This window comes from Pyxidicoccus trucidator (genome assembly GCF_010894435.1).
GTDB classification, from domain to species: Bacteria; Myxococcota; Myxococcia; order Myxococcales; family Myxococcaceae; genus Myxococcus; species Myxococcus trucidator.
This window is the reverse complement of sequence record NZ_JAAIXZ010000028.1, coordinates 1-14586: the sequence shown is the minus strand read 5'-3', so window position 1 is coordinate 14586 and position 14586 is coordinate 1. Positions and strand designations below refer to the sequence as shown.

The window sequence follows — 14586 nt, the reverse complement described above, 5'->3', positions numbered from 1 at the left end:
CTCAGCCGTTGGTGCCGGTGGCGGCCGCGGCGTCCTCGGCCGCCAGGCTGGCGAGCAGCTCGCGGGCCTTCTCCACCTTCACGTGCCCGGCCGTCACCAGGAGGTTGGCGATCTTCTCCACCCAGTGGCCGCGCGCGCCCGCCGTCACCGCCACGCAGCGCGCGTGCAGCGCCATGTGGCCCTTCTGGATGCCCACGCTGCCCAGCGCCCGCAGCGCCGCGAAGTTCTGCGCCAGTCCCACCGCCGCGAACACCATGGCCAGCTCGCGCACGCTGTTGGTGCGCATCAGCTTGAGCGACATCTGCACGCCCGGGTGCACCTTGATGGGGCCTCCCACCGTGCCCAGCGCCATGGGCAGTTCAATCCGGCCCACCAGGTGCCCTTCCTCCAGGTACCAGGTGGACAGCGGCCGGTACTGCCCGCCGCGGCAGGCGAACGCGTGCGCGCCGGCCTCAATCGCGCGCCAGTCCTGACCCGTGGCGATGGCCACCGAGTCGATGCCGTTCATCACGCCCTTGTTGTGCGTGGCCGCGCGGTACGGGTCCGCCTCGGCGAAGCGGCTGGCCTGGGCGATGCCCTCGGCAATCTCCTCGCCGGGCATGTTGAAGTCCGCCAGCTGCGCCAGGGGGATGCGGCACATGGCGCGCGCCAGCCGGCGGTCCGCCAGGTTGGAGAGGATGCGCAGGTACACCTTGCCGCCGGTGATCTGCTCGATGAGCGGGGCGATGCCCTCGGCCACGGTGTTGATGAGGTTGGCCCCCATCGCCTCCTGCGTGTCGATGAGGATGTGGACGATGAGCAGCGGCTCACCGCGCGGCCCTTCCGGAGCCGGGAGCACGCGCACCTCCACGTCCCGGGCGCCGCCACCGCGCGCCAGCATGGACGGGTGGAAGCTGTTGGCCAGCGCGAGGAGCTGCTCCTTGTGCTCGAGGATGCGCTCGGTGGCCACCGTCGGGTCCCCGAACCGCGTCACCTGCACCTGGCCAATCATCATCGAGTCGTCGGCCTCGGCGGTGAAGCCACCCGCCTCGCGGACGATCTTCGCGGCGAAGGACACCGCGGCGACGACGGACGGCTCCTCCACGGCCATGGGCACGAGGTAGTCGCGCCCGTTGACCTGCATGTTGAGGCCAATCCCCAGCGGCAGGGAGAACGTCCCCACCGCGTTCTCGATCATCTGGTTCGCGAGCACGGGCTGCAGCGACTCCGCGCCGCTCAGTTGCTGCAGGTCCTCGGGCGTGAGCCGGAACATCCGGGCGAGCTGCGCGTGGCGCTCCTCCATCGGCAGCTTGTGGAACCCGGAAAGCCGGGACGTCACGGTCTCAGACATGTTCTTCCTTCCCCACTACGGCGCGGACTCCTACAGAGCCGCCAGCCAATCCTTCAACTCTCCAGTCACCACCCGGGGCCGCTGCCGCAGTTCAGCGCAGCTTCTACTCCCCGTCAGGACAAGCGCCTGCCGCAGCCCCGCCAGGATGACTCCCAGCGCGGCCTCCGCCCCCTCGATGCCACCGGTCTGCTGCGCGCGGAACAGCGGCAGCGCCATGCCTGCCAGGTCCGCGCCCAGCGCGAGCACCTTGGCCGCCTCCAGCCCCGTCCGGATGCCACCGCTGGCCACCAGCCGGGGGTCCGGGCCCACGGCCTTCCGCACGCTGGCGATGGCCGCGGCGGTGGGGATGCCCCACGCGCTGAACTCGGCCCCCAGCTGCGCCTGCAGGCCCGACGCACGCAGTTGCTCCACTCGCACCCACGAGGTGCCGCCCAGGCCGGACACGTCCAGGTTGCGTACGCCCAGCTCCACCAGGCGCCGCGCCACGTCCGGGCCGATGCCGCACCCTGTCTCCTTCACCAGCAGCCGGTCTCCGAAGGCGCGCACCAGCGCCTCCACCACCGGGTAGCCGCCCCGGAAGTCCCGGTCACCCTCCGGCTGCGTCAGCTCCTGGCCCGCGTTGAGGTGCAGCGCCAGCCCGTCCGCGCCAATGGCGTCCACCAGCCGCCGCGCCCCGTCCACGCCCAGCCGCACCGCCTGGTACAGGCCGATGTTGCCCAGCAGCGCCACCGTGGGCGCCACCTGCCGCACCTGGTACGAGGCCGTCCGCGAGGCGTCCTCCGCCATGGCCCGCTGACTGCCCACGCCGAAGGCCAGGCCGTGGCGTTCGGCCAGCAGCGCCAGGTCCCGGTTGACGACGCCGGCACGCTCGGTGCCCCCCGTCATGCCCGTGACGAGCAGCGGGTAGCGCAGCCGCTTGCCGAGGAAGGGCGTGGTCAGGTCCACGTCCTCCACCGCCATCTCCGGCATGGCGCAGTGGACCAGGCGGACACACTCCAGCAGGGTGCTGTTCGCCCCGGGCTCGACGTCGCCAGTGGCGCAAAGGTCCAGATGGGAATCCTTGCGCCTGGCTGTGATGTCCTCGCCCATGGTGCTCAAACCTGGTCCGCCAAAACGCCCAAAGCGTGTAAGTACCTGAATGGCCGTGGGTTTCCTAGCAAGCGGTGGGGGCGGGGCGCAAGCCAAAGGACCCCGAGCGGTCGCCCCTGGGTGTGAATGGACGACGCCGGCTTGTGGGCGGTATGAGGCCCGGGTGAGTACGCCTCCGGCCAAGGTGGTCGTCTTCCTGCACAGCGGCGACTACGACCGCGTACACCAGGGCCTGTCCATCGCCGCGGCGGCGGTGGCTTCCGGACGGAAGGCCGAGGTGTACCTCTTCTGGTGGGCCCTGGAGCGTTTCCTGAAGGACGCCCTGGACGAGCCGGACTTCGCGGGGCGCCCCGACGTGACGGACCGCTTCGAGTCGCGCGGCATGCCCACACTCCGAGTGCTGCTGGAGCATCTGAGGGACTCCGGCCTGTGCACCCTCGCGGGCTGCACGGGCTCGCTCGGCGCGCTGGGCGGAGAGCCCGCCGCCGGGCAGAGCGGCATCGACGTGTGGCTGGGCTGGAGCGCCATCCTCCAGCGCACGGCTGGCGTGACGGACCGCTTCTACCTCTGAAGCCCCGCCCGTCCGTCCCGTCGTGGGCGGGCCGCGCGAGGCCCCCGCGTCACATGTTCAGCTTGAACCCGAGGATGACCGTCCGGGGCGCGTTGGGGCGGGCGCCGTAGGGCCGGCGGGACACGATGGCCTGGGTGTCCAGCACGTTGCGCGCGCTCAGGTAGAGCTGGCCCCAGCGCGAGAAGTTCCAGTTCGCGTTGACGTCGAACGTCAGGACGGAGTCCGTCAGCTGCCCCTCGGGCACCTCGCCCTGCCCCGCCTCCTCGCGCATGGTGTCCACGAAGAGCGTGCTGATGGCGACGCCGCCGAGCCGGCCCTCCACCCCCGCCGTGGCGAAGAGCTGGTGCCGGGGCACGTAGGGCAGCTCGTCGCCCGCGCGCACGTCGCCGAACTGCGGGTCCGCCGACTGGAAGTCCTCCAGCAGCTCCGTCTTCGTCAGGGTGTAGGACAGGGAGATGGGGAACGTCAGGCCGCCGCCGGGACGGAAGGTCTTCTCCGCGAAGGCCTCCAGGCCGTAGATGCGCGCCTGTCCCGCATCCGTCTGCCGGTCCAGGTCCTGGTCCAGGCAGCCGCTGGAGAAGGTGCAGATGTCGGTGAGGTTCGAGTAGTCGTTGAAGAAGCCCACCACCTCGAAGCGCTCGCCCCGGCGCGTCCACCGCACGCCGGCCTCGGAGTTGACGCTCCGCTCGGGCAGCACCGAGTCGGGCTGGCCCGGCGCGGGGGGCGAGAAGCCCCGGTACACACCCGCGAAGAGGCCCAGCTCGCGCGTGACGCCGCCATAGATGCCCACGCCGGGCATCAGCGCCTCCAGCGCACCCGTCGTCGCCTCGCCAGTCAACCGGTCCACCGAGCGGGAGCGGATGAGCTCCAGCCGGACGCCGGGCGTCAGCACCACCGGGCCCCAGGCGATGGCGTCCGTCACATGCAGCGCGACGGCGTTGGTGGAGTCCTTGTTGTTGGCGGTAGTGGCCGTGGGCTCGCCGGCCTCGACGAGCTCGCCGCCCACCGTGAGGAAGGCGTCCTCGGTGTGGAGCCGGTCGATGCTGTCGAAGTGGTAGCGCGCGCCGACCTCCAGGCTGTGGCGCAGGGGGCCGGTGAGGGCGCTCCACCGCGCGACGCTCTGGATGCCCTGGGACACGAAGGTGCGGTCATTGGGACCGATGAGCAGCGCCTCCTGCGCCGAGGAGCTGTCCAGCTCCCCCGTGAGGACGCCGTAGTAGATGGCGTTGCGCGCGCTCGTCGGGTCCGCGAGCACGCTGGCGATGGAGGTGCCCCGGAACCGGTTCACCTTGCGCCACACGCGGGCGAAGTCCTGGCGGTAGGCCGTGGTCGTCACCGCCAGGGAGCCGGCCTCCAGCACGTGGCTGAGGGCCACCTGCGTGCGGTGGTTCTCCATGCGGTCCAGGCGGCTCGCGCCGTAGCGGCGCAGCGGGTTGGCGTCGAAGTCCGCGTCGCTCAGGCCGAGGTACGTCTCGTTGGAGAGCTCGTCGGAGTAGCCCAGCTTGAGCTGGAGGCTCTGCCGCGCCGGGCCCTCGGGGACGAGCTGGTAGCGGCCCTTGGCCATCCACTCGTTGCGGCGGAAGCCGGTGTGGCCGCCACCGTCCAGCTCCTTGAAGCCGCTGCTGCGCAGGTGGACGCCTTCCAGCAGGAAGCCCGCGCGCTCGGTGCTCGCGCCGAAGACGCCGTGCGCCTTGCCGTACAGGTAGCCGCCGCCGGCCACGTCCAGCCACACCGACTCGGCCACCGGAATGTCGCGGGTGATGAACTCCACCGAGCCGCCCACCGTCTGCGGGCCGTGCTGGATGGCGGAGGGGCCCTTCAGGATGCGCACGGACTGCATGCGGGTGATGAGCGGGAAGTAGTACGCCGCCGGCGCGGAGTACGGCGCGGGGCCGAAGAGGACGCCATCCTCCAGCAGCGTCACCTTCTTGCTGCGGTCGGGGTTGACGCCGCGCAGGCCCACGTTGGGCCGGAGCCCGTAGCCATCCTCGCCTCGGGCATACACACCGGGGACGGACTGCAGCACCGCGTTGGGGTCGTCCTGCTCGAAGCGCTCCAACTGGCCCGGCTTCAGCACATGCACCGAGCCGCTCGTGCGCGTCTCCGACGTCCCCACCACCACGCTCTCGAACTTCTTGTAGCCCGGGTCCGAGGCCACGGGCTCCAACGCCGGAGCGGTGACGCCCTCGGAGTCCACGGGCGTCGTGGACTCCACGAGCGGCGCGTCGGCCGCCGGGGCGGTGGGCGCCGCGTCCGCAGGCACCTGCGCGGCCTCGGCGGGCGTTGCCTCCGCGGGCACCTGCACGGCCTCGGCGGGAGCAGCGGGCGCCGCATCCGACGGAACCTGCGCGGAGTCGGAGGCGGGCACTGCCGACCCTGGCTCCGTGGGCGCCGGGGCGGCATGGTTCTGAGGCGCGGCCTCGGGAACCTCGGGCGCCGGGGTGTCGCGCGGGGGCACCGGGACGCCCGTCTCGGCGGCGCCGGGGACGACGCTCTGCGCCTCCGCTGACGACGCGCCCACCAGCAAGAGCGCCGGAACCAGCCACGCCCGCGCCCGCATCAGACTCTCGTCGAAGAACAGTGCCATCTGAGGCGTTTCGCCTTTGTTGTCGCTACCGGAGGTGTCTCTACCGGAATTTCCTGCCCCCAGATGCCAGAAGCCGGGGAGGCGGCCCACACATGGCCCGCCCACCCCGGCTCTCACGTCTGGTTCTACTTATCGAAGCGCGGGCTACAGCTTCTCGATGGGGCCCGCCACCACGATCTTGCCGTTCTTCTGCACGACGATGCCGCGCACGGTCTCCTCGGTCTTCGCGACGGCGATGTTCAGCTTCGCGATGCCGCCAGTGCCGAAGGACGTGTCGAGCGTGCCATTCGTGTTGAAGCGCGCGACGACCATCCGGTTGTCGCCGCCCTCGGTGACGAAGCCCGCGCCGTAGACCTTGTTGCCCGCGTCGAAGGCGACGGCCCAGAAGCGGTCATCCTCCGTCTCGGAGATGGGCGTGGCCTTGGAGACCTCCAGGCCGACGGTGTCCCCCACCGGGATGATGGCGAGGACGGCGTCCGCGTCCTGGCTGTCTCCGGAGCGGTAGCCCGCCGCGGCGGCCCAGGTGCCATCCGGCGAGGTGGCCGCGCCGAAGAAGGCCGACTCCGAGCGATCGTACTCGTAAAGCCTGTAGCCTTCCGCGGCGAAGGCCGTGTCCCGCGCGCCACCCTTGTCGAGCATCATCACCATGGCGGAGATCTTCGACGTCGTGGGCTTCGCGCTGCCCACCATGCACACGTTGTCGTTCTTCAGGACCACCAGGTTGCGGCCGCGGTCATCCGCGCCCACCAGGTCGAGCAGCGCGACGCCGCTGGTGTTCCACTGCGAGTCCAGCGTGCCAGCGCCCGAGTACCGGAAGGAGACCAGGTCCACCGTGCCCGAGGACGCGGTGCGGCCATAGCCGGTGGTGACGTAGCTGCCGTCGGACTGGACGCCCACGGCGTAGGCCTCGACCATGCCCCACTCCGGGTTCGAGGCGCTCTGGGCCTGGAACGGCGCCGAGGACAGCACGCCCTTGAAGCCGAACGTCTCGTCCGGCTGGCCATTGGCGTTCAGCCGCTGCAGCACGATGCGGTTGGCCGACTGCGTCCCCACGCCCGTGGGCTGGGACATGTAGCCGGAGGCGACAATCTTCCCGTCGGCCTGGACGATGCCATTGCGCGCGTTGTCACCCAGGTTGCCGATGTTGAGGACGGTCAGCCCGTCGGTGCCGAACGTCGTGTCCAGCGCGCCGTTCGCCGTCAGCCGCGCGACGACCCGGTCCGCGTCGACGCGGGTGCCATCGCCCCGCTTGGAGCCGAACAGGACGAGGCGGTCGTCACCGTCCACCGCGAGGCCCCACAGGGAGTCACGCGTGCCACCCGCCACCGTGCTCCAATCCAGCCGGGAGATGCCGCTGGCGCCGAAGGTCGTGTCCAGCGTGCCGTCCGCGTTGAAGCGCGCCACCGCGATGTCGCTGTCCAGCACCGCACCGGCATCCGTGCCCGCGTCCGTTCCAGCATCCGTGCCCGCGTCGGTCTCGGTGCCCGAGTCGGGGGTGAGAATCGGGTCGTCGGTGTCGTCGCCACAGGCCGGCAGGACCGCCAGCGCCAGAGCAAGGAATGCCGCGCGCGCCAGGAAACCCCGGTGCTCCCTCGTGTTCCGCATGATGTCCATCCCCTTTTGCGATGCCTGCAAATCTGCAAACGATAATCGTTATCAGAATAAAGTCGCGGCGCCTCAATAGGCGGGACGTGCAGGCGAGTCAAGGCGGGTCATTTGCCGCCCTGGGAGATGTGCGATTTTGACGTTGATTGTCATTAACAACATCGGCGTGGTAGCGAGGGGCGCCATGAACACCGTGTCCACGCCCCCCCTCCGCCGAGTGAGCGCGCTCGCGCTCGTGCTTCCCGTCCTCCTGTGCCTGTCGGCCTGCAAGGAGGACGGTGGCGGCAAGGTGGACGCGGGGACCGACGTGCCCGACGCGACGGCGGCTTCGCGCCAGGCGCTGCTCACGGCGACCGGCACGTGCGTGCTGTCCTCGGCGCGTGAGTTCCTCACCGCGGCCACGGCGCTGGAGACGGCGGCGGCGGCCCACGCGGCCCAGCCGGACGCCACCACCCGCGACGCGGCGCGCTCGGCATTCCATGACGCCATGGACCGGTGGCAGGTGCTGGAGGTGATGCAGCTTGGCCCGGCGGCGCCGCGGAATCTGCCCGGCGGCGCGGAGCTGCGCGACAACGTCTACTCCTGGCCCCTGGTCAGCCGCTGCGCCGTGGAGGAGCAGGTTGTCGCCAGGGGGTACGAGGCGTCGGGCTTCCCCACCACGCTGGTGAGCCGCCGGGGCCTCGCCGCGCTCGAGTACCTGCTGTTCTTCGAGGGTGCGGACACCGCCTGCCAGTCGACCTCCCCCATCGTGTCGCAGGGCACGTGGGCGGCGCTGTCCCAGGAGGAGCGGGAGTCGCGCAAGCGGGCCTATGCCGTGGCGGCGGCCGCCGACGTGAAGGCCCGTGCGACGCAGCTGGCGGAGGCGTGGGAGGCGGACAAGGGTGCCTTCGCGCGCACCCTGGAGACGGCCGGCTCGGGAAACACCGTCTACCCGACGAGCCAGGCGGCGCTGAACTCGGTGAGCGACGCGCTCTTCTACCTGGAGCGCGAGGTCAAGGACATGAAGCTGGCGCGGCCGCTCGGGCTGAGGGAGTGCTCCACCGCGACGTGCCCGGAGGCCCTGGAGTCGCTCTTCGCGAAGCGCTCGAAGGCGAACGTGCGCGCCAACCTGATGGGCTTCCGGCGCCTCGTCCAGGGCTGCGGCACGGACTACGCGGGCACCGGGTTCGACGACTTGCTGGAGGCGTCCGGCGCCGGGGAGCTGGCGGGACGGCTCCGCGAGCGGCTGGTCTTCGCCGAGGCCGGCATCGCCGCCGTCGAGGAGGAGGACCTGGCGGTGGCCCTCGCCCAGGACAAGGCCTCGGTGCGCGCGCTCTACGACTCGATGAAGGGCGTGACGGACATCCTCAAGACGGAGCTGGTCACCACGCTGGACCTGGAGCTGCCCCAGTCCGTCGAGGGGGACAATGACTGAGTCGGGCCCCGCTCCCCGCGGACGTGCCGAGCGACTCTGGGCGTACCTGCTGGCGCCCCGGGACATCGCCGCGCTGGCGGCGTTCCGGGTGGCGCTCGGACTGCTGATTACCGTCTCGGCGGTGCGCTTCCTCGCCTTCGGGTGGGTGGACACGCTGTTCACCCAGCCCCGGTTCCACTTCACCTACTGGGGCTTCAGCTGGGTGCCCGCGCTGCCCGCACCGTGGATGCACGCCGTCTTCGCGGCGCTCGCGGTGCTGGGCCTGTGCCTGGCGGCGGGCCTGCTCTACCGCGCGGTGGTGGCGCTGCTGTTCGTCGCCTTCACCTACGTCCAGCTCGTGGACGTCAGCAACTACCTCAACCACTACTACCTGGTGAGCCTGCTGCTCGGGCTGATGTGCTTCGTGCCGGCGCACCGGGCGTTCTCCGTGGACGCGTGGCGGAGACCGGCGCTCCGGAGTGACTGGCTGCCCGCGTGGTGCACGCTGCTGCTGCGCTTCCAGGTGGCCGTGGTCTACGTGTTCGCCGGGCTGGCCAAGCTCACCACCGACTGGCTGGTGCACGCACAGCCGCTCAACATCTGGCTGTCCGCGCGGACCAGCCTTCCGCTCGTGGGCCCGCTACTGGAGCAGCGCTGGGCGGCGTACGCGGCGGCCTGGTCCGGCTTCCTCTTCGACACCACCATCGTCGCGTTCCTGCTGTCGCGGCGGCTCCGCCCGTTCGCGTACGTCGTGGTGCTGGGGTTCCATGCGGGCACGTCCGCGCTGTTCCCCATCGGCATGTTCCCCGCCATCATGGTCACCGCGGCGCTCGTCTTCTTCGAGCCCTCGTGGCCGCGGCGACTGGCCACGCGCGTGGCGGCACTCTTCGCGAAGCGCGACACCCCGGCGGAGCCTGCGCGGGTGCCTGTTCCCTCTTCGAGTGTTCCAGGCCGGAGGGCATGGTTGGCACTCGGACTGGCTGCGGCATACGCGGTGGTGCAGGTGGGCGTTCCGCTCCGCACCCACCTCTATGGAGGCAACGTCCTCTGGCACGAGCAGGGCATGCGCTTCTCGTGGCGGGTGATGGCGCGCGAGAAGAACGGCAGCGTGACCTTCATGGTCCGGGACCCGGTCACCGACCGCGAGTGGCACGTGTCTCCCAGCCAGTACCTCACGCGGTTGCAGGAGCGGGAGATGTCGGTGCAGCCGGACCTCATCCTGCAGCTCGCGCGGCGCATCGCCCGCGACTTCGAGGCGCGAACGGGAAGCCCCGTCGAGGTGCGGGCCGACGCGCGCGCGTCGCTCAACGGGCGGGCGGCGGAGCTGCTCGTGGACCCGGCGGTGGACCTCGCGCGGGAGGTGGACGGGCTCGCGGCGAAGCCGTGGATCCTCCCCGCTCCGGAGTCGCCGCCCATCCGGCTGCGGCCCACGATGAACCCGGCACGCGCCGCGCGCCCCTGAGCCTCGCGAGCGTCAGCCCTCCCGCTCGCTCCCCTGCTCGCCCTGCTGTCGAGAGCGACTCCGAGCAGCCTCAGTCGGGGCGCGCCCGCTTTCGTTGACGCCCCTGCCTCCCTGTTTACGTTTCTGAAGCCCCTGCACGGGGGAAAGGAACGAGACAGTCATGGCCTCCACCGGCACCCACATTCCTTCGCGAAGCAGCGGCGGCCCGTCCGGCCTGAGCGGCGGTGGGTGGCACCGCCTGGGCAATGCCCTCAAGACGACGGTGCTGCTCGCCGGACTGACGGCCCTGGTGCTGGTCATCGGCCAGCGGCTCGGCGGTGCGCAGGGCCTGATGTTCGCCGGCATCTTCGCCGTGGTGATGAACTTCGGCTCCTTCTGGTTCAGCGACAAGATTGCCCTGGCCATCCATGGCGCGAAGCCGCTGCCGTACGAGCAGGCTCCCTGGCTCCATCAGATGGTGGAGCGGCTGGCGACCCGGGCGGGCATGCCCAAGCCGAAGGTCTACATCCTGCCCACGCGCTCACCCAATGCGTTCGCCACGGGCCGCAGCCCGAAGCACGCCGCAGTGGCGGTGACGGTGGGGCTGATGGACATCCTCGACCGGCGCGAGCTGGAGGGCGTGCTCGCGCATGAAATCGGCCACGTGCGCAACCGGGACACGCTCATCGGCACGGTGGCGGCGACGCTCGCGGGCATCATCAGCTACGCGGCGCAGATGCTGTTCTGGTTCGGCGGCTCCATGCTCGGCCGGAGCGACGACGACGAGGGCGGTGGCATCGCCGATACGTTCGCCAACCTGGGCCTGCTGCTGGTGGCGCCCATCGCCGCCACGCTGCTCCAGCTCGCGGTGAGCCGCTCGCGCGAGTACGGCGCGGACGTGACGGGCGCCGAGCTGTGCGGCGACCCGGACGCGCTGGCGGATGCGCTGCTGAAGCTGGAGCAAGGCGCGGAGCTGATGCCGTACGACAAGGCGCCGGCCACCTCGCACCTGTTCATCGTCAACCCGCTGCACCGTGGCGGTGTCATGAAGCTGTTCTCCACGCACCCGCCCATCCCGGAGCGCGTGCGCAGGCTGCGTGAGCTGGGCGCCCGCCCGGGCGGCTCCCGTGTTCGCGGCTGGGAGTACGCGTACTGACGCGGCACCGTCGCAGGAGCCCTCCTGGATGCCCGCTACTCCACCGCCTCGGGCAGGCCGAAGGCGGTGAACGGGTCCTCGAGCATCTCCCGCACCGTGCCGGCCAGCACTCCGGCGTGGTAGCCGTCGATGAAGCGGTGGTCGATGGACGCATTCACGCTCATCACCTTCCCCACCACCACGCGCTCGCCCTCCACCACCGCCGTCTCGCGCACCGCGCCGGGCGAGAGGAACACGGGCACCCGCGTGAAGGGCACCAGCGGCAGGTACGCGATGTCCAACCCCAGCGTCCCCACGTCCGTGACGACGGCCGCGCCAAAGGCGTCCTTCGGCAGGCCGAAGCGTCCCAGGTCCAGGTTCAGCGTCACCGCGAGGAACGACACCACCCGCGTGAAGAGGTGGAGCAGCGGCGAGGGAACGCGCTCCACCAACCGCCAGCCGCGCAGCGCGTCCGGCTCCGTGCGCACCGCCGCATCCAGCTCCGCCGCCAGCTCCCGCAGACTCTTCTTGTCCGCGTCCTCCACCCTCACGGGCACGAGCCGCGTCCCGCCGGGCCTCATCACCAGCGCGGACACCGTGACTCGCTGGCGCAGGTAGATGCGACTGAAGCGGAGGACGGCGTTGGCGTCCGGGCAGCGGCGCAGCGCCTCCGCCAGCGCCTTGAGCACCAGGTGCGTCACCGTGAGCCTCACCCCCGTGCGCGCCTGGAAGGCCTCCATGTAGGCCAGCGCCCGGTCCATCCGCACCGTGAGCGTGCCGTAGACCGTGGGGTCATACGCCGTCTCCCAGCTGCCGATGGCCAGCTTGCGGAAGCTCGACACGTGCGTCTTGGGGACCAGCTCCAGGTGCGCCATGGCGCGCTTGCTCCTCGGGGTGCGCGGGGACACCCAGCATCGCGGCTCCCCGGGGGCTGGGGAAGGCCCTGCCCTGCTCGGGCGCCAGGCCCGGCGGAACGGCCATTTCCGGGGTGCAGGGGCCCCCAAGGGAGGGCATAGAACCCGGATGGGGAGCCCCGGCTGGCAGTGGACCCTTGACGCGCCAGTGCCTGACGGTAGGCTGCCCCGCTTTTTGCATCTCCCGTGGAGGTCGTCCCCGTGCTGGTTGCACTCATCCTTGTATCGATCGGGTTTGCCGTGACGCTCGGCATCCTGCTCTTTGGCGGCTCGAACCGAGCCGCGCTCTCGTCCTCCCCCTCTTCGCCCTCGTTCCGCAACGAGCTGGAGTCCGAGACCCAGAAGCGCGCGAAGGTGGAGACGGAGCTCCAGCGGAAGCAGAAGGAGCTGGACGAGCAGCGCACCCAGTTGCAGGACGTGAAGGACCAGCTCAAGCAGGCCAAGCGCAAGATCTTCGAGCAGAAGGAGACGGACAAGGGCCCGCAGGACCTGGCCAAGGCCCGCGCCGAGGCCGAGCGCGCCGCGTCCATCCAGCTGGAGCAGACCCGCGAGGAGCTGTCGCACGCGCTGACCGAGAACCAGCGCCTGAAGACGGAGATGGAGTCGCGCGGCCGTCGCCCGCAGCCCGCTCCGGCCGTCGCGCCCGTCGCCGCGCCCGTGGCGGCTCCGCAGATCTCCGCCCCCGCCAAGGAGGGTGAGTCCGTGGTGTCCGCCACCGTGGCGGTGGCCCCCGCGGCCGACGCCGCGCAGCAGGACCGCGGCCAGCGCCGCTTCCGCGAGCTGAACGACGCGGACCGCGAGAAGATGGAGCGGCTGGAGCAGCTGGCCAACAAGGAGCGCTCGCGCGCGGTGGAGCTGGAGAAGGAGCTGCGCCGCATCAAGGGCCGCAACGAGACGCAGCAGCGCGTCTACGCCACCGCCAAGAGCGACCTGGACCTGATGCGGGACAAGTACAAGGCGCTGGAGAAGCGCCTGAACCGCACGCTCCTGGAGCGCGACCTGATGCGCCGGGCCATCAAGGACCTGGAGAAGAAGACGGGCATCCTGGCCGACCGCACCGAGCTGACGCCGGAGGAGATGGCCGCCAGCGACCAGCGCACCGAGGAGACCTCTCGCGTCCGCGCCGAGTCCGAGGCCCAGGCCGCCGCCCAGCAGGCCCCCGCCGCCGCTCCGGCCGAGGCGCCCGCCGCCGAGTCCGCCGCTCCGGCCGACTCCGACTCCAAGCCCGCGCCCGTCTAGAGCACCGGCTGGCGCCGTAGAGCCTGAAGGGCTCGGTCTCCTGGGAGCAATCCCCAGGGCCGGGCCCTTCGCCGTTTCAGGGGCTCCCCTCCTCCGACCCGCAGCCGCCCGGCGTGGGGCCCCGATCCTCCAGCAAGCCGCTCTGAAGCTTGTCGAGGAGGCGCTTCAGCTCCGTCACCTCGGAGGCCAGCAGGTACTTCTGAAGCTCGCCATCCGCCCAGTCGAGCGCGGAGCGCAGCTGCTCCAGCTCGCCGGCCCCCTTCTCGCTCAGCTCCAGCTTCACGCAGCGGCGATTCTCCCCCGCGCGCCGGCTCACCAGCCCGTCTTCTTCGAGGCGGTCCACCAGCCGGCTTGCCGCGGGCGCATCCACCAACAGCCGCTCCGCGAGCGCAGCCTGGCTGCGCACACCTTCGGCGATGGCCTTCACGGCGAGAAGTTGCATGAAGGGCCTGCCCGTCTGCTCCCCAAGCCGCTCAGTCAGCAACCGGCGAAGAGAGCGACGCAGAGAGCCCAGTTGCTCCGCGAGCGTCATTTCCCGTAAACATTGTTGCGAAGTGCAACTGTTGTCAATTACATCGGTGCGCCGCGGTACGTCGTCATACGGGGGGAGTCCGGGCAGAACCAGCAGTCACCCCCTTTCTTCCTCACGTCTGACGTATGGCCTCCCCTTCCGTTCTCCTCCTGGCATTCGTCGCAGCCGCGGCGCAGTCCGAACCGACCCCCTCGGCCTCCCTTCCCGTTCCCACCGAGCCCAGGGTGGAGGACGCGATGCTCACGCCCGTCCCGCCCGCCCCGCGTCTGGTGAAGACCTGGGACGAGGCGCTGACCCTGGTGCGTGAGCGGTCCACGGACCTGCGCAGCGTGGAGGCCGGCGTGCAGCGCGCCAGTGGCCGGTGGCGCCAGGCCCTGTCGGCGCTGCTGCCCAACGCGCGCGCCCAGGCCAGCGTGGCCATTGACGTGCTCAACCCCGACACCCCCGCGTTGGGTAACGCGGGCGTCGGCGCGGGTGCGGGTGGCGGCACGAGCGGGCGTACGCCCACGGCGCCGCTGGGCACCGTCACCGCGACGCTGACGCAGTCGGTGGTGGACCTGGGCGCGTGGCGCGGGCTGTCGTCGGCCCGGGCCGCGGAGACGGGCGCGGTGGCGAGCCTCCACGACGCGCGCCGCCGCCTCACCCTGGGACTGGCGCAGGTGCTGGTGGCCACCGTGGCCGCCGAGCGCGCCGCCGAAATCAACCGCGTCGGCCTGCAGCGGGCCCTGGAGCGCGAGGCCCTCACCCGGC

At 71.2% G+C, this 14586-nt stretch carries 11 protein-coding genes and 1 pseudogene; 6 read left to right on the top strand and 6 right to left on the bottom strand.

The genetic code is table 11. The annotated features are described in order from the left end of the window. Window position 1 precedes the first annotated feature (1 nt). A complete protein-coding gene (locus G4D85_RS44725) occupies window positions 2-1330 on the bottom strand; it encodes a hydroxymethylglutaryl-CoA reductase, degradative (RefSeq protein WP_164020556.1) in 1329 nt (442 codons plus the stop codon). A 30-nt stretch (window positions 1331-1360) separates the two neighbouring features. Continuing rightward, window positions 1361-2419 carry a type 2 isopentenyl-diphosphate Delta-isomerase gene (gene fni / locus G4D85_RS44720; protein WP_164020553.1) on the bottom strand — a complete coding sequence of 353 codons (1059 nt, stop codon included), beginning with the start codon at window positions 2417-2419 and terminating at the stop codon, window positions 1361-1363. 184 nt (window positions 2420-2603) lie between these two features. Here fni and G4D85_RS44715 point away from each other — a divergent pair, with 184 nt between their 5' ends. After that, window positions 2604-2990 (top strand): hypothetical protein, encoded by a 387-nt coding sequence (locus G4D85_RS44715; RefSeq protein WP_164020767.1) that lies wholly within the window; start codon window positions 2604-2606, stop codon window positions 2988-2990. Between the two features lie 49 nt (window positions 2991-3039). On the opposite strand, the gene G4D85_RS44710 is transcribed toward G4D85_RS44715, so the two are convergent. Next, on the bottom strand, window positions 3040-5577 hold the full coding sequence (locus G4D85_RS44710; protein WP_164020551.1) for a TonB-dependent receptor family protein: 2538 nt from the start codon (window positions 5575-5577) through the stop codon (window positions 3040-3042). Window positions 5578-5721: 144 nt separating this feature from the next. Continuing rightward, the gene (locus G4D85_RS44705) at window positions 5722-7182 is read right to left on the bottom strand and encodes a hypothetical protein (RefSeq protein ID WP_164020550.1); all 1461 of its coding nucleotides are present in this window, start codon (window positions 7180-7182) and stop codon (window positions 5722-5724) included. Window positions 7183-7366: 184 nt separating this feature from the next. Between G4D85_RS44705 and G4D85_RS44700 the strand changes: the two genes are divergently transcribed. From G4D85_RS44700 to G4D85_RS44690, 3 genes are all read left to right on the top strand, one after another. Then, window positions 7367-8596: an imelysin family protein gene (locus G4D85_RS44700; protein WP_164020549.1), complete on the top strand. Its 1230-nt coding sequence runs from the start codon at window positions 7367-7369 to the stop codon at window positions 8594-8596. After that, entirely contained in the window at window positions 8589-10037 is a 1449-nt protein-coding gene (locus tag G4D85_RS44695; RefSeq protein ID WP_164020547.1) for an HTTM domain-containing protein, read from the top strand. The genes G4D85_RS44700 and G4D85_RS44695 overlap by 8 nt, the downstream gene beginning before the upstream one ends. A 160-nt stretch (window positions 10038-10197) precedes the next feature. Continuing rightward, window positions 10198-11172, top strand: coding sequence for a zinc metalloprotease HtpX (locus G4D85_RS44690; RefSeq protein WP_164020545.1), 975 nt, complete (start codon window positions 10198-10200; stop codon window positions 11170-11172). 35 nt (window positions 11173-11207) lie between these two features. Here the strand turns inward: G4D85_RS44690 and G4D85_RS44685 are convergent, their stop codons facing one another. Further along, a complete protein-coding gene (locus G4D85_RS44685) occupies window positions 11208-12059 on the bottom strand; it encodes a 2-oxo acid dehydrogenase subunit E2 (RefSeq protein WP_338052949.1) in 852 nt (283 codons plus the stop codon). A 207-nt stretch (window positions 12060-12266) separates the two neighbouring features. Here G4D85_RS44685 and G4D85_RS44680 point away from each other — a divergent pair, with 207 nt between their 5' ends. After that, the gene (locus G4D85_RS44680) at window positions 12267-13304 is read left to right on the top strand and encodes a coiled-coil domain-containing protein (protein ID WP_205525989.1); all 1038 of its coding nucleotides are present in this window, start codon (window positions 12267-12269) and stop codon (window positions 13302-13304) included. Between the two features lie 76 nt (window positions 13305-13380). Here the strand turns inward: G4D85_RS44680 and G4D85_RS44675 are convergent, their stop codons facing one another. After that, window positions 13381-13746, bottom strand: coding sequence for a MarR family winged helix-turn-helix transcriptional regulator (locus tag G4D85_RS44675; protein ID WP_240359885.1), 366 nt, complete (start codon window positions 13744-13746; stop codon window positions 13381-13383). 326 nt (window positions 13747-14072) lie between these two features. Here G4D85_RS44675 and G4D85_RS44670 point away from each other — a divergent pair. Beyond that, window positions 14073-14586, top strand: a pseudogene (locus tag G4D85_RS44670) (TolC family protein); the annotation flags it as partial.

Coding starts and splice junctions, on each gene's coding strand:
- G4D85_RS44675 (WP_240359885.1), bottom strand. CDS start 13,746: ATGCAACTTCTCGCCGTGAAGGCCATCGCCGAAGGTGTGCGCAGCCAG.
- G4D85_RS44695 (WP_164020547.1), top strand. CDS start 8,589: ATGACTGAGTCGGGCCCCGCTCCCCGCGGACGTGCCGAGCGACTCTGG.
- G4D85_RS44700 (WP_164020549.1), top strand. CDS start 7,367: ATGAACACCGTGTCCACGCCCCCCCTCCGCCGAGTGAGCGCGCTCGCG.
- fni (WP_164020553.1), bottom strand. CDS start 2,419: ATGGGCGAGGACATCACAGCCAGGCGCAAGGATTCCCATCTGGACCTT.
- G4D85_RS44690 (WP_164020545.1), top strand. CDS start 10,198: ATGGCCTCCACCGGCACCCACATTCCTTCGCGAAGCAGCGGCGGCCCG.
- G4D85_RS44705 (WP_164020550.1), bottom strand. CDS start 7,182: ATGCGGAACACGAGGGAGCACCGGGGTTTCCTGGCGCGCGCGGCATTC.
- G4D85_RS44725 (WP_164020556.1), bottom strand. CDS start 1,330: ATGTCTGAGACCGTGACGTCCCGGCTTTCCGGGTTCCACAAGCTGCCG.
- G4D85_RS44710 (WP_164020551.1), bottom strand. CDS start 5,577: ATGGCACTGTTCTTCGACGAGAGTCTGATGCGGGCGCGGGCGTGGCTG.